General features: G+C 37.0%; 12 protein-coding genes. All 12 read left to right on the top strand.

All coding sequences use genetic code 11. The features are described from left to right. Positions 1 to 46: 46 nt before the first annotated feature. The 12 genes from CKK03_RS22040 (at position 47) to bioB (ending at position 15,989) form a co-directional block, all read left to right on the top strand. Entirely contained in the window at positions 47 to 1,066 is a 1,020-nt protein-coding gene (locus tag CKK03_RS22040; protein ID WP_099364652.1) for an ABC transporter ATP-binding protein, read from the top strand. After that, complete coding sequence (locus tag CKK03_RS22045; protein WP_099364653.1) at positions 1,047 to 2,030, top strand: ABC transporter ATP-binding protein; 984 nt, start codon at positions 1,047 to 1,049, stop codon at positions 2,028 to 2,030. Before CKK03_RS22040 ends, CKK03_RS22045 begins: the two co-directional genes overlap by 20 nt. 99 nt (positions 2,031 to 2,129) lie before the next feature. After that, positions 2,130 to 3,239: a histone deacetylase-like amidohydrolase gene (locus CKK03_RS22050; RefSeq protein WP_099364654.1), complete on the top strand. Its 1,110-nt coding sequence runs from the start codon at positions 2,130 to 2,132 to the stop codon at positions 3,237 to 3,239. Positions 3,240 to 3,396: 157 nt separating this feature from the next. Then, entirely contained in the window at positions 3,397 to 4,824 is a 1,428-nt protein-coding gene (locus CKK03_RS22055; protein ID WP_180271357.1) for an NAD-dependent succinate-semialdehyde dehydrogenase, read from the top strand. A gap of 88 nt (positions 4,825 to 4,912) precedes the next feature. Further along, positions 4,913 to 6,295: an aminotransferase family protein gene (locus CKK03_RS22060; protein ID WP_342744923.1), complete on the top strand. Its 1,383-nt coding sequence runs from the start codon at positions 4,913 to 4,915 to the stop codon at positions 6,293 to 6,295. A 558-nt stretch (positions 6,296 to 6,853) separates the two neighbouring features. Continuing rightward, a complete protein-coding gene (locus tag CKK03_RS22065; protein ID WP_099364656.1) occupies positions 6,854 to 7,864 on the top strand; it encodes a TAXI family TRAP transporter solute-binding subunit in 1,011 nt (336 codons plus the stop codon). 127 nt (positions 7,865 to 7,991) lie between these two features. Next, positions 7,992 to 9,932: a TRAP transporter permease gene (locus CKK03_RS22070; RefSeq protein WP_099364657.1), complete on the top strand. Its 1,941-nt coding sequence runs from the start codon at positions 7,992 to 7,994 to the stop codon at positions 9,930 to 9,932. A 93-nt stretch (positions 9,933 to 10,025) separates the two neighbouring features. Then, positions 10,026 to 10,961 (top strand): thioredoxin-disulfide reductase, encoded by a 936-nt coding sequence (gene trxB, locus CKK03_RS22075; RefSeq protein WP_099364658.1) that lies wholly within the window; start codon positions 10,026 to 10,028, stop codon positions 10,959 to 10,961. A gap of 92 nt (positions 10,962 to 11,053) precedes the next feature. Further along, positions 11,054 to 12,046: an NADPH:quinone oxidoreductase family protein gene (locus tag CKK03_RS22080; protein WP_281254550.1), complete on the top strand. Its 993-nt coding sequence runs from the start codon at positions 11,054 to 11,056 to the stop codon at positions 12,044 to 12,046. Between the two features lie 528 nt (positions 12,047 to 12,574). Next, the gene (locus tag CKK03_RS22085) at positions 12,575 to 14,212 is read left to right on the top strand and encodes a S8 family peptidase (protein WP_099364660.1); all 1,638 of its coding nucleotides are present in this window, start codon (positions 12,575 to 12,577) and stop codon (positions 14,210 to 14,212) included. A gap of 154 nt (positions 14,213 to 14,366) precedes the next feature. Further along, entirely contained in the window at positions 14,367 to 14,966 is a 600-nt protein-coding gene (locus CKK03_RS22090) for a biotin transporter BioY (RefSeq protein ID WP_099364661.1), read from the top strand. Between the two features lie 21 nt (positions 14,967 to 14,987). Further along, entirely contained in the window at positions 14,988 to 15,989 is a 1,002-nt protein-coding gene (gene bioB, locus CKK03_RS22095) for a biotin synthase BioB (protein WP_099364662.1), read from the top strand. Positions 15,990 to 16,156 lie beyond the last annotated feature (167 nt).

Genomic DNA, 16,156 nt, shown 5'->3' on the forward strand with positions numbered 1-16,156 from the left:
ATAAGTAGGGCAGGTTTTAGAGGGGGAAATAAAAGGGGGGATAATAATGGCTTCTAATCCGCTATTGCAAATCAAAGAATTAAAAACACATTTTCAAACAAAACGTGGTCGGGTAACCGCGGTAGATGGAATTACCCTTCATGTAAATGAAGGTGAAATCTTAGGCGTAGTTGGTGAATCTGGGTGTGGAAAAAGCGTCATGTCACAGTCTATTCTAAGACTATTTGATGAGAAACATAATGTTCAATACAACGGTGATATTCAGTTTGAAAATAAAAGTTTGCTTAAAATGTCGAAAAGCAATATGAGAAAAATTAGGGGTAATGACATATCGATGATTTTCCAAGATCCGTTAAGTTCTCTAAACCCAGTCTATACGATTGGGAACCAAATTGCAGAACCTTATATTCAGCATCAAAAATTGCCCAAAAAACAAGCGTATGAAAAAGCGATTACGATGTTAAGGCTGACCGGAATCCCTGATCCTGATAAGAGAATTAATGAGTATCCTCACGAATTATCAGGAGGTATGAGACAACGTGTAATGATTGCGATGGCACTAGCTTGTCAGCCTAAACTCTTAATTGCAGATGAACCAACAACTGCTCTGGACGTGACAATACAAGCTCAAATCCTCGATTTGATTGTTCAATTAAATCGAGAGATGAATATGGGTGTGATATTTATAACCCATGATCTTGGAGTGGTGGCAGAAGTTTGTAGCCGTGTTGTTGTTATGTACCTAGGGCAAATCGTTGAGGAAGCGAATGTTGAGATTCTTTTTGACCGACCTCTTCATCCTTATACAAAAGGACTACTTAAGTCAATTCCACAAATAGACGGTGACAGATCACAAGAACTGCATGTTATTGAAGGGGCAGTTCCCTCTTTGCGTGAAGTTTCAAAAGGTTGTCGGTTTGCTTCAAGGTGTACATTTGCGGATAATCTTTGCCAATCCGAAATGCCCCAATTAGAAACATACAAAACGGGACAAAAAGTCAGGTGTTGGCATTTTGAAGAAATATTGCAAAAAGGAGAAACAGGATATGTCGATAGCAACTTATAAGGAAAATGAACCTCTTCTTAAAGTAAACGGATTAAAAAAATATTTTCCAGTAAAAAGTGTATTAGGTAAGGTGGAAAGTCAAGTCAAAGCTATCAACAATGTTTCTTTTGAATTATTTGAAGGGGAGACATATGGGTTAGTTGGTGAATCGGGATGCGGGAAAAGTACGACAGGCAGAACCTTACTTAGGTTAATTGAGCCGACAGAAGGTTCCGCAATTTACCAAAATAATGATATCTTTCAATTATCCGAAAAAGAGCTTCGGAATGTTAGACGAGAATTACAGATGGTATTTCAGGATCCATATTCCTCATTAAACCCGAAAAAAAGAATCGGAAGCATTCTAGAAGAACCCTTAAAGATTCACAAGTTAGGTACAAAAGATGAGTGGACAGATCGTGTAATGGATATTCTTTGTAAAGTTGGTTTACGTCATGAACACTATTACCGTTACCCACATGAATTCTCAGGGGGGCAAAGACAGCGTATAGGTTTAGCGAGGGCTTTAGTGGTTAATCCAAAAGTCATTATTTGTGATGAACCCGTTTCTGCTCTAGATGTATCTATTCAATCGCAAATTATCAATTTATTAAGAAGGCTACAAGGTGAATTTAAGCTAACCTACCTATTTATAGCCCATGATATAAGTGTTATACGTCATATTTCAGATCGAATAGGCGTCATGTACTTAGGGGAAATAGTTGAAGAGGCAACCACTGAAAACCTGTTTTCAGAGCCACTCCATCCCTACACACAATCTTTGCTTTCTGCTGTGCCACTTCCAAATCCAAAGAGAAATAGAAATAGAATCATCCTAAAGGGGGAAATCCCGTCCCCTCTAAATCCACCTACTGGCTGTGCATTTCATACAAGATGTCCTCTTGCTATGGATATTTGTAAAAAAGAAAGTCCTATAAAGAAAGAAGTAGCGAGTGGACACAAAGTTTTATGTCATCTGTACTAAATTACATGATTTATGAAATTTATCTTGCTATCACTAAGAATTATTAATTCATAACTAAAAGTTAGAACTTGAAATCAAACTTTAAAGGGGAGTTCAGATTTGAGTCAAAAAACGGCCTTTATATGTGATGAAAGCTATTTCTGGCATAATCCAGGAAATGGTGCGCTAGGTCATCTTCCAGGAGGTTACATAGAGCCATACATTTATGCAGAAAATCCAGAGTCAAAAAGGAGAGTGAAAAATCTCTTAGAACGCTGTGGGTTAATAAATAAACTCAAGCTCATAAGTCCGAAAGATGCGACCCAGTCAGAAGTAGAGTATTATCATACGACCAATTACATTGAGAAAGTGAAAGAATTAAGTAATACAACTGGTGGAGATGCAGGAAAGTCAGCCATCGTAGGTAGGGGTTCATACGAAATAGCCTTAAAATCTGTTGGAGGAGCTATAACTGCGGTTGATAAGGTTATGCAGGGTGAAGTTGATAATGCATATGCATTGACTCGTCCACCAGGTCATCATGCTGAAAGTGATATTGGTATTGGCTTTTGTATATTCAATAACATAGCAATAGCAGCTTTACACGCAAAGAGGGTATATAACTTAAAAAGAATCTTAATACTTGATTGGGATGTACATCATGGGAATGGAACAGAGAAAGCTTTTTATTCAGACTCTGAAGTTTTATATATTTCTTTACATCAAGAAAATTATTACCCTGCGGGCAGCGGACTAGTTGAACATACGGGGGTAGATAATGGACTTGGCTACAATGTAAATGTACCATTGCCTGCTGGAACTGGGGATGTTGGTTATATTTATGCCTTGGAGAAAGTCGTTAAACCGATAGCTGACCGTTTTAAACCAGAGTTAATATTGTTATCCGCCGGTCAAGATGCAAGTATGTTTGATCCAATGGGGCGTATGATAGTTACGGCCAAGGGATATGGAGAAATGACATCTATATTAATGGAGATTGCGAATAAACATTGTAACGGTCGTTTAGTAGCTGTTCATGAAGGCGGCTATAGTGCATCATACGTTCCTTTTTGTACTTTGAGTATAATAGAATCATTAAGTGGTATAGATGCAGAAGTAGTTGACCCATTCGTACAAGGTAACCATGAACTACCGTCAGTAGTAACAAATGATCTAAAAAAATCAATAGAGAGAGTTATAAATACACAATTAAATTATTGGAATATTTAAAATTGATTAATAATACCCGTTGTGATTACATTTACTAGTCTAGTCACATAGTAAAGTTATTTTAGAAATTTAAGAATAGTATTACCACATCGCCCTAATATTTGTTGAATAGGTAAAAGGTTTTAATGCAAAAAAATGAGATTTGGGAGTTGGTAAGATGTTTATTAATAACGAATGGATTCAAACCGAAAAAACGTTGAATATTTCAAATCCTGCAACTGGTGAAATTGTTGATAAGGTCTATCTTGTAGGTAAGGAAGAAACAGAAAGTGCAATTAAAGCTGCAAAAGATGCTTTCATTACTTGGTCAAGCAAAACATCAGAAGAACGTTCAGCATATTTAAATAGAGTTGCTGAGAAATTGGAAGAAAGAAAGGAACATTTAGCCAGAATCATAACAATGGAAATGGGAAAATCAATCCATAATGCAAGATATGAGGTAGGAAGTGCAGTTTCCTTTTTTAGGTGGTATGCAGAGGAAGGGAAACGAGTTTATGGAGATACAATACCATCAAATTCTGAAAATAAACGTTTTACCGCCATAAAGCAACCTGTGGGAGTTGTAGGTGCTATAACCCCTTGGAACTTTCCATTATCTATGACAGCAAGAAAATTAGGTCCTGCTTTAGCAGTTGGTTGTACAGTGATATTAAAGCCTTCCAAGGAAGCTCCATTGTCTTCTGTGGAATTATTTAAAATTTTCTCTGAGATTGATTTACCAAAAGGAGTGGTAAATCTGGTTATTGGGGAATCCGCTCCCATTGCAGAAGCTTTAATGGAAAGCCCTGATGTGAGGAAAATATCATTCACTGGTTCCACAGATGTCGGAAAACTATTAATTCGTCAATCAGCTGATACCGTTAAAAGAGTTTCTATGGAACTCGGGGGACACGCACCGTTTATTGTATTCGATGATGCTGATTTGGAATTAGCAGTACAAGGGGCGATTAGTAGTAAGTATGCATCGTCAGGGCAACAATGTGTCTGTGCTAATCGAATATATGTTCATGATTCTATTTATGATAAATTTGCTCATTTACTTAAAGAACAAGTATTTAAATTAACAGTAGGTAACGGATTAGATGAAAACACCACGATTGGACCGTTGGTTAATGAGGCCGGTTTAATAAAAGCACACGAACATGTTGAAGATGCCGTTCATAACGGTGCAAAGGTTATGTGCGGTGGGAATAGAATTACAGAAGGAGAATATTCAAAAGGTTATTTTTATGCCCCAACAGTTTTATTAGACGTAACGGAAGAGATGAAAGTGGCTCATGAAGAAACATTTGGGCCTGTTGCTCCGCTTATTCGATTTAGTGAAGAAAACGATGTAATTGAAAAGGCAAATAATACTCAATACGGTCTAGCTTCTTACTTTTATACAAATGATTTGTCTAGAATGCATAGAGTTGCAGAAAAACTGGAGTATGGAATGGTAGGAGTTAATGATCCTGCACCCTTTGCCGTACAAGCACCATTCGGAGGGGTTAAAGAAAGCGGAATTGGCCGAGAGGGGGGGAAGTACGGCTTAGAAGATTATTTGGAGTATAAGTTGATCTCTGTGTCAATAAAGAACAATTAATTAACAGATGTACTATGTGAATTAACTTACTTAAATCCTATTTAATACAATAAAAAGGACATCAAAACTACTTTTAGGAGTGATATTGTTGGAAAGAAATATCGGTGCTATAAGCGAGAGGACTAGTGAACTTATAGAAATGGATAAAAAGCATTATATACATCCTACCAGTTCACCTAAGTTACAGGCTGAGCAAGGAGCTAGTATCATTTTCTCCGAAGGTAAAGGTGTATATGTGAAAAATACCCATGGTGATACTTACCTAGATGGTATGTCTATGTTATGGAACGTGAATCTAGGTCATGGCCAAAAAGAATTGGCTGAGGCAGCGAAAGAACAAATGAGTAATATGGCGTTTGCTTCATCGTTTCAAGGGTTCTCAAACGAACCAGCAATTAGGCTTGCTAAAAAACTAGCCTCTATTGCTCCAGGCGATCTTAACTCTGTTTTCTTTACTTCTGGGGGGTCTGAATCCAATGATACGGCGATTAAGTTGTCTAGGTTTTATTGGATCCTAAAGGGCCAGCCAAGGAAACGAAAAATTATTGCAATTGAAAATGGATACCATGGAGTTACGGTTGCGGCTCAAACAGCAACATTTATCCCACATTTTCATAATTTTTCAGGTTCCAACATTGAAGAAGTATATCATGCAAAGCCATACTTAACCAATTGTGAATTAGGAGATAAAAGTGACCCGAATTTCAAGGGAAGTATTCGAGATATTGTTGAAAGGGAGGGTGCAGATACTATTGCAGCCATTATTATTGAACCTGTCCAAGGTTCTGGGGGCGTTAATATACCACCGGAAGGCTATATGCAAGCAGTTCGAAAGCTCTGTGACGAATTTGGGATATTATTTATTGCAGATGAAGTTATTTGTGGATTTGGACGTACAGGAAAAATGTTTGGAGTAGAGAATTGGAATGTGGTTCCGGATTTGATGAGTATAGCCAAGGGGATTACGAGCGGATATTCTCAATTAGGTGGCGTTCTATTAAATGATAAGATTCGGAACACAATTAGTCAATATGATGGCGTTTTAGCACATGGATTCACTTATAGTGGGCATCCAACGGCATGTGCTGTTGGACTGAAAAACCTAGAAATTCTTGAACGCGATGAAATTGTTGAAAATGTTAAAAACATGGAAGAAGAGCTGGAAAAAGGATTAAAATATTTAAGTGATAACCATTGGAGTGTTACTAAGACAAGAGTGATAGGATTGCTGGCAGCATTTGAACTATGGGAGGATAGAAATACTGGTAAGAATTTCGATGTATCCATTCAGCCGGGCAATGTTGTAGCCAACGAATGCTTTAACAGAAAGCTAATTCTCAGAGGAGGACTCGGTTCACATCGTCAAACCGTAGTCATGGCTCCTCCTCTTATAATAAATAGGGAAGAGGTACAAAAACTAATCAATATAATTGATGCGTCAATTACAGCTTTCGAAAAAAGCATAAAGTAAATACCTTAATAAATTTCTATTATAAATATACAATTATATATATCCCTTCGCTCGACTCACAAATTAAGTGATCGGGCTTTCTTCATAATCGAATGATCTAGGTTACGGGAAGAGATTAGTAATGAGAAGTCACGATGGCAAAAGAAACTCCATAAATCATACTTACATAATTAATATACCTAATATCTATTGATAGATAAAAACTATCAATAGATATAAATATAGAATTTTCTAATTATTCATTTTATATTATAATTACGTTAAGAAGATTAAAAAAATAAGGAGGTAATCAGCATGTTTATAATTTGGTAATCCCATGCCTTTATTTTGAAAACTAATGTGTAACAATTTGAGGTCATTTTTCTAAATAATGTATTTGTAAATTTATTAACAGTATATGGGCTAAAGTACACAAATTTTTGAAATTTAAATAAGTAGTCAACAGATAAATGAAAGCGCAAACATAATTGGTAATTTAGTGATTAATTGTTTTGTTAATTACTTCAAATGTAATAGATTTAGATAAAGTTTAGTTAATAGAAGTGGGGGAGGAAAAAAATGCTCAAAAGCAAGACTATAAATTTAATAATAATTTTATTAGTAGCAATTTCCTTGGTAGCATGTAGCAATCAAGAATCACAGGCAATCCTTGAGGAGCAAGGTTTTAATGAAGCAGACGAAAAGGTAACAGTTGTTACTGCCGGTCAAGGTGGAACTTGGTATGGCATGATGGGAGCATATGCAGATCTAGTAAATAACGGAATAAAAGGTACAACCATGAATGTTACACCGAGCGGGGGAGCTGCTGAAAATGTAAATTTAATGAAGGATCATTCAGCTGAGATAGGTTTTCTAACCTCCTACCATGCATATGATGCATTGAATGGGACTGGGGTATATGAAGGTGAAGAGCCTATCGAACATCTAACAGCATTGGCAATGACGGATCCCCTATATATTAGTTTTGTAGTAAGAGCCGATTCCGATATTAAGTCCTTTGAAGATTTTAAAGGGAAAAGAATAGGAAGAGGAGAAGCTGGATCTGTATCGTATACAATCCTAAGTCAGATTTTTGAAGAATATGGTATAAAAGAAGAGGATTTGAAAGGACAAAATATTGGTTCAGCTGACCAAGCTGAAGCATTAAAGGATGGAAACTTAGATATATTTGCATATGTGGCAGGCGGACCAAGTGGTGCTTCAGCAGCGCTATTAGAGTTAGGTTCATCAATCGATATTAGATATATAGAAATTACTGGAGAAGTAAGAGATCGCATCGCAGCAAAATATCCATATGTACCTGCTACCATTCCAGCTGGTCATATGGGGAATAAAGAAGATGTAGAAACGATGCAGATAGGAGTAACCTTAACTGCTTCTGCGAATCTAAGTGAAAATTATGTCTACGAATTAACGAAAACACTATTTGAAAATAAAGACCATTTAATTTCTGCACATAAAAGTTGGGCGGGGTTAAGTACGAGTGATATACCTATTCCTTTACATCCAGGTGCCGAAAAATATTACAAAGAAAAAGGTATTGAACCTACATTTATAGATTTAGATTAATAGTTATTAATTATTATTTTACCGATAATTAAAATTTTGATGTTAAAGCCTCTGGACAAATACTATTTTGCTGTGTGTATTTGTCCATTCTTTTATACTCAGTACCTTGTAAAAGGAGGATGAATTTTTGGGAAAAAAAATATTGAAGAGAAAAAAGAAAGTAGTGCTTGAAGAAGGCATTCAACAAAGACACTTCACCGGAATTCCAAATTTAGTCATCATGGCTATCTCAGTATTGTTTTCTTTAGTATTTTTATATACTTCACAATTTGGTGTGATGGCGCCTTTAGCACAGGGGAGCTTATTATTGATTTTCACATTATTATTAGTTTTTTTGTTATTTCCAGGATTCAAGACTGATAACAAGTGGCTAAAAATAATTGATAGTTTGTTTGCAATTTTAGGAGCAGTTGCATTTGTTAGAGTTTTTATAACACACGAGGATTTAGTAGCAAGGGGCGGCCAACCAGAGGTGGCCGATCTTATATTGGGTGGAGTAGCAATCGTCTTATTAATAGAGGCTATTCGGAGAACTATAGGATGGACTCTACCTATTTTGATTGTAGTATTTTTAATTTACGCATTCTTTGGCCCTTATTTTCCAGGATTATTACAACATGCAGGGATGACTTATGAAAGAGTAATTCAAGTGGTGTATTTAACAACTGAAGGAATATTTACAACACCGGTAAAAGCAGTTGCAAATTTTGTGTTAGTTTTCATTATTTTAGGATCTGTGTTGCAACGTTCGGGGACAGGAAAAGTATTTATTGATTTATCTATGTCATTGTTTGGACTTTTTCGGGGTGGTTCCGCTAAAGTTGCTGTTATTGCCAGTAGTCTTTTTGGATCAGTTTCAGGTAGTGCTGTATCTAATGTAATGGGGACAGGTACAATCACTATTCCTCTAATGAAAGGAAATGGATTCAAAGGCCGTGTAGCTGGTGCAATTGAAGCAGTAGCATCAACTGGTGGACAGATAATGCCTCCAGTTATGGGAGCAGTTGCATTTGTTATGGCAGAAATGATGGGTGTCAGCTACCTTGCAGTAGTGATTTCTGCAATAATTCCATCAATCCTTTATTATGTTTCATTATTTTTTATGGTAGATTTAGAAGCTGCAAAATTAGGAATGAAAGGTATACCAAAACAAGACTTACCTAGGTTTCGAGATGTGATGAAAAAAGGTGGACATTTATTAATTCCTATTCTTGTTTTAATCATATTACTGTCAGTCGTGCACTTTTCACCTCAGAAATCTGCCTTTTGGACGATTGTTGTAGCCATGATTGTACCACAATTACGTAAGTCAACTAGAGTATCTTTAAAAACATTGCTCCTTGGTTTAAAAGATTCTGCTGTTAATGTATTAATGGTATCGGTAGTTTGTGCAGGTGCGGGAATTATAATTGCGGTGATGCTATATACCGGTTTGGCATTAAACCTTTCTAGTTTAATAATCCAATTGTCGGGTGGATTACTCCCAGTTCTACTTATACTAACTGCTGTTGCATCTCTTATATTGGGAATGGGTCTTCCAACAACTGCTGCATATATTGTTTTAGCGGTTTTAATAGCCCCAACCTTGTCACAAATGGGTATTGACCCAATGGCTGCACATATGTTTGTTTTATATTTTGGAGTCATATCTGCCATTACACCTCCGGTTGCTGTTGCAGCATTTGCAGGTGCATCTTTGGCAAGTTCAAACCCAATTCAAACTGGAGTTACTTCATTTCGCTTTGGAATAGCAGGCTTTATTGTTCCATTCATGTTTATATACGGACCTGAATTATTGTTATTGGAGGGGTCGGTTATTGACATTATCCTAACGTTTGTTTTCTCGATAATAGGAATATATGCGATCGTTACTACCTTACAAGGATTCTTAATTCGAGCAATGAATGTTATGGAGAGAATTTGTATGTTTATTACTTCAATATTATTGATAGTTCCTGAAATAATTTCAAGTGCTTTAGGGATCAGTTTATTTATAATTGTCTTTGCTTTTCATCATATACGTACAAAAAATAAAAACGTTGAATCACCACATGTAGAAATATCCTAAACTATAGCTTTAAGTTTAGTAGTAGATTATGGCAATTAAATTATATTCGTTGATAAATATCGAGAGGTTTTATGTGAGAAGGGAGTGTCTATCTTGGATGGTGATAAAATTTATGATGTTGCAATTGTTGGAGCTGGTCCTGCGGGATTAACAGCTGGTTTATACGCAGCCCGAGCCAAATTGAAAACTTTAATTATTGAGAGAGGGATTCCTGGTGGACAACTAGCAAATACGGAAGATGTTGAAAACTTTCCCGGTTTTGAACATATATTAGGTTCGGATCTCGCAAATAGAATGTTTGGGCATGCAAAAAAGTTTGGTATAGATTATCAATACGGTGATATAAAAGAAGTCGTAGACGATGAAGAATACAAGACGGTTATTGCAGGAAATCAAATATATAATTCTAGAACCGTAATTATCTCAACGGGTGCAGAATATAAAAAGTTGGGTGTCCCTGGGGAAAAAGAATTAAGTGGTAGAGGTGTATCTTACTGTGCTGTTTGTGACGGTGCTTTTTTTAAGGGGAAGGAGCTAGTGGTTGTGGGCGGGGGCGACTCTGCCGTAGAAGAAGGGGTGTATCTAACTCGTTTTGCCTCTAGAGTAACGATTATTCATAGAAGAGATAAACTTCGTGCTCAAAAAATCTTGCAAAATCGAGCTTTTGATAATGAAAAAGTAAACTTTATTTGGTATCACACGGTAAAAGAAATTAACGAATTAAATGGGAAAGTTGGTAGCGTTACACTTGTTAATACAACTAACGGTGAAGAGAAAGTATTGAAAACTGACGGCATCTTTATTTATGTTGGTATGGCCCCTTTAAATCAAGCTGTAAAAAAACTTGGGATTACAAATGAGTTGGGTTATATTGAGACAAATGAACAAATGGAAACTAAAGTAGCTGGCATTTTTGCTGCAGGAGATATTCGTCAAAAAAAGCTTCGTCAAATTGTAACCGCAACTGGTGATGGAAGCATTGCAGCCCAATCTGTAGAACACTATATTCAGGCTCTTATGGATAAATAGAATAGGAATTAATAAACTAGTTAGCTAGTCTCTATTAAAAGTATTAGTATCTTCATTAGGTTTATAAAATTAAAATGTTAGGAGCAATCAAATTGAAAGAAAATTTTAATGCATTAGTTGTAAATAAAACAGATAGCCAATTTTTAGTGGATGTTAAAACGCTAACATTAGAGGATTTATCCCCGGGGGATGTTACTGTAAAGGTTGCTTACTCTAGTGTCAATTACAAAGACGGTCTTGCTTCCATTCCAAACGGAAAAATTCTGGACACATACCCATTTGTACCAGGCATTGATATGGCAGGAACGGTTGTTGCATCAAAAGATAGTCGTTTCAAAGAAGGAGACAAAATAATTGCAACAAGTTACGAAATTGGAATAAAAAGTTTTGGTGGTTTCAGCGAGTATGCTCGTTTGAAAGGAGATTGGATTGTACCGCTACCGGATGGACTTTCCCTAATAGAAGCGATGGCATTTGGCACAGCTGGCTTCACAGCAGCATTATCAATTCAACGTTTGCAAGATAATGGAATTAACCCTGATAAGGGTGAAGTACTAGTAACTGGTGCTACTGGTGGAGTTGGGAGTTTAGCTGTTTCCATATTATCAAAGTTGGGCTACTATGTGGTTGCAAGTACTGGAAAAGAAAGTGAGTACGATTATTTAAAAAGTATAGGTGCAAATGAAGTTATTTCACGAGAAGAGGTTAATTATGAAAAAATTCCAGCACTTGGAAAACAACGTTGGGCAGGTGCAGTTGATCCAGTTGGTGGGAACACGCTTGCTTCAATACTAAGTAATTGTAAGTATGGGGCATCGGTAGCTGTCAGTGGATTAACTGGCGGACCAAAAGTACCTACAACTGTTTTTCCATTTATTCTTCGAGGGATAAATTTATTAGGAATTGATTCTGCATATTGTCCAATGAATATTCGTAAACCACTGTGGAACCGAATGGCAAACGAGATGAAACCAGAGACTCTTTTAAGTGATATAGGACAAGAAATTACGTTGGAAGAACTTCCTAGTACACTTGAGAAAATATTAAAAGGTCAAGCTCGCGGACGTTCAATTGTAAAATTGTAATATGTTATGAAATAAGAAAATACAATTAGCAGTATTTCTTTAGACTGTAGACAACTCGATACAAATCGTGTTGTCTACAGTCTTTTTTTGGAATATTTTTAAACAATCACTTTTCTACTGCTCACACCTGCTTACTATACCGCACCAAAGCGGTGAATCTATGTGAAAGACTAAAATACTAGATAAATTAGATATTTTGGCTTGTACATGTTTGGCGTGAAAAATATTTTGTGGTAGTAAATAACTGAATATTACAAAAGATATTGACGGTCACAACTGGAAAATTGTAGTGTAATGGAGGCAGAGGACATTTCAAATTTTACAAACGTCAAACGCATTTTACATCTTCTCAACAATTCCTCATCAATCGATTTCACAGAATACATAATCTTGACAGTCAAAAGTGATAAGGTCCGCTAGTCGACTTTTTTTACTTTTTAACTGTATATACACGATACATAGAAGGGAGCGTGCCACTGACTTATATCATACGAGTTATTTTTCAAAACTAAAAACGGAGGTATGTAAATGAAGAAATTAGTCAGTTTTGCGATTGTGCTTTTACTCGTTTTAACGATGTTTGCAGGTGTATCTTTTGCCAATCAGCCCGACAATGCGGGAAAAGGGAACCAAGACTTTGTTGAAGGTGAACTAATCGTTTCAGTGGAGCCGAAACAAAAGGGCAATTCGGATTCCACAATCCAGAGTGCAGATAGTCTGATAGGTCAAGATGATGCGTTAAAAGCAAAGGGATTCTCAATCATAGACACTCTCCATGTTGAAGATACTTCAGTCAAACCACTCCTTAATAAAAATTTTAACAAAAAAGTAGTCGAGAAAATGGGCTTAGTCTACTTAGTCAAATACTCTCCGGATCAGTTCAAATCTAGTAATATAGCCACAAAAGAATTGCGTAAAGAGTTAATGAATCTTGGGTTTAAAGTTAGATATATTTCCGAAAATTATAAGATGATGGCCATTGAAGGAACAGCGACAATTCAAGCTGTTCATCAAAATCAAAAATGGCATTACGACATGATTAAGGCTCCACAAGCATGGACAGTTACGAATGGTTCAAGTGCTGTAAAAATTGCTGTGTTGGATACTGGAATCGACCATAACCACCCTAGTCTAGCCAATTTTGTGAACACGAGCTTGGGAAGAACCTTCGTCGGTGGAACAACGATGGATGTTCAAGGTCATGGAACTCACGTTGCTGGAACGATTGCAAGCTATGGATCAGTTTCTGGAGTCATGCAAAATGCAACGCTTATTCCAGTGAAGGTTCTTGGTGATGATGGGTCAGGTTCCTTATACGGAATCACACAAGGAATTTTATATGCAGCCAATATTGATGCAGATGTCATCAATATGTCTCTTGGAGGCGGAGGTTATAATCAAAGCATGGATGAGGCGGTACAAACTGCCACATCGCAAGGAACGATTGTTGTAGCAGCTTCTGGTAATGACGGGGCATCGAGTATTTCGTATCCAGCGGCTTATAGTAGTGTAATCGCGGTTGGATCCGTTACATCGAACCGAACACGTTCAAGCTTTTCAAACTATGGATCTGGCTTAGAGCTTATGGCACCAGGCTCGAATATTTACAGCACCTATCCTAATAGTCGCTATACAACCTTATCAGGTACATCAATGGCGACTCCACATGTGGCTGGCGTAGCGGGATTAATTAGAGCGGCGAATCCGAATATTTCAGTCTCACAAGCTAGACAAATTTTACGTGATACAGCACAAGCGGCTGGTAGCTCCACGCAATACGGGTATGGAATTGTTGATGCCCATGCAGCGGTTGTAGCGGCTTCTGGGGGCGGCGGAACAACACCTCCACCACCATCATCAACTGAAACAGTTACAACTGTATCGACAAACTACAGCTACTATTATCGTGGAGAAACCGTTTATGTCACAAGTACAGTAAAAGATTCAAATGGAGCTGCGCTTGCAAATGCATCTGTGAATTTTAAAATCACACGACCAAATGGAACAACGGTAACATCAACTGCAACAACCAATTCGTCAGGTGTAGCAACCTGGTCGATCGGCACAAACTATTACACAGCAACTGGAACATACAAATTGGACGCAACTGCTTCGAAGAGTGGATATTCAAGTAGTACGGGTTCTACAACGTTTAGAGTTTACTAATTATTTGCCGAAGCTAGTCTATTTTTTAAGGAGTCTCATCTTTAGAGACTCCTATTTTTATATTTTATATGTTAACTTAATATAAAAACAGGTTGACAAATAAACCATTTTCTCATTATTTTAATTATATAGATAAAAGAAGGAGGCTAAAGAATTGAAAAGGAAGTTATCAACGATTGATATTAGTTTGGTAGGAATGTTTGTAGCGTTAATGGCAATCGGAGCCAATATTACATCGATTGCGCCATTTATGGTTGTTGGCGGTGTGCCAATCACATTGCAAACCTTTTTCGCCATCTTGGCGGGTGCGATTTTAGGTAGTCGTCTTGGTGCGATTAGCATGTGTGTGTATGCATTTGTAGGCTTAGTAGGGGTTCCTGTGTTTGCTAAGTTTAGCGGAGGATTTACTCATTTATTGAGTCCGACATTTGGTTTTATTGTTTCATTTATTTTTACGGCATATATAACAGGAATCATGATCGAAAAGAAAAAGGCGCTTCATACATACATCATTGCATCACTCATTGGGATGTCCATTAATTATCTTTTCGGAACGAACTGGATGTATTTTTCCTATCAATTATGGGCGGCGGCACCAGAAGGATTTACGTATTCGATGGCATGGTTGTGGATGATTGTCCCGTTACCAAAAGATATCGTCCTCGCGATTGGAGCAGGGATATTTGCGCATCGCTTTGAACGGACATTGGCTAGTCGGGGTTATTTTGCAAGTTTGAAAAAGTCAGTTAATTAAAAAAGGTGGAGGAGAAAATAGATGAGTAAATGGAAGCAATTAGCGTTAAAGGTGATCGATGGCTATGAATTAAGAAATGATGAGGCGTTAGATATCTTAAACTCTCCAGATGAAGAAATATTAGAGTTGCTTCATGGTGCTTACGTGATTCGTCATCATTACTATGGTAATAAGGTGAAGTTAAATATGATTATTAATACAAAATCTGGGCTATGTCCGGAAAATTGCGGGTACTGCTCACAATCAAGTATTTCAACTGCACCGATTGAAAAATATCGAATGATGGATAAGGAAGAAATTTTGAAAGGGGCTGAAAAAGCTCATCAAATGCAAGTTGGCACCTATTGTATCGTAGCAAGTGGACGCGGACCAAGTAACAAGGAAGTGGATCACGTTGTATCTGCCATAAATGAAATCAAAGAAAAATATAATTTGAAAATTTGTGCTTGTCTAGGAATCTTAAAATCGGAACAAGCAAAAAAACTAAAAGACGCGGGTGTTGATCGGTATAATCACAACATTAATACATCTGAAAATCACCATGAAAGTATTACAACCTCACATACCTATCAAGATCGGGTTAATACCGTGGAAACCATTAAAGAGCAGGGTATCTCACCTTGTTCAGGAGTAATTGTGGGAATGAGAGAATCAAAGCAAGATGTTGTCGATATGGCAAAAAGCTTACGCGTCTTAGATGCTGATTCCATTCCAGTCAATTTCTTGCATGCGATTGATGGAACACCTTTAGAGGGGACAAACGAACTGAATCCACGATATTGCCTGAAGGTACTGTGCCTCATGCGCTTTATCAATCCAACAAAGGAAATACGCATCTCAGGAGGAAGAGAAGTAAATCTTCGAAGCATTCAACCACTTGGCCTCTATGCAGCAAACTCAATCTTTGTAGGAGATTATCTCACAACTGTTGGCCAAGAAGGCTCGGTTGACCATAGAATGTTAAAAGACCTAGGATTTGAAATTGATGTAACAGGGAACATAAGTGCACTGTCTTATAATTAGGGCTGAAAGTATATTGACTAAATTGGGTACTTCTTGTTCGGGAAGTACCTAATTTTTGGCTGGTAATAATCGATTATAAAGACCTGTAAAAAAACATTTCATAATAACATTTGCTATTTTCTTTTATATCTGTTATTCTAAGGAAGAATTATTTTTGTTCATATTCA

This window comes from Fredinandcohnia onubensis, assembly GCF_002734215.1.
In the GTDB taxonomy this organism is placed as follows: Bacteria; Bacillota; Bacilli; order Bacillales; family Bacillaceae_L; genus Ferdinandcohnia; species Ferdinandcohnia onubensis.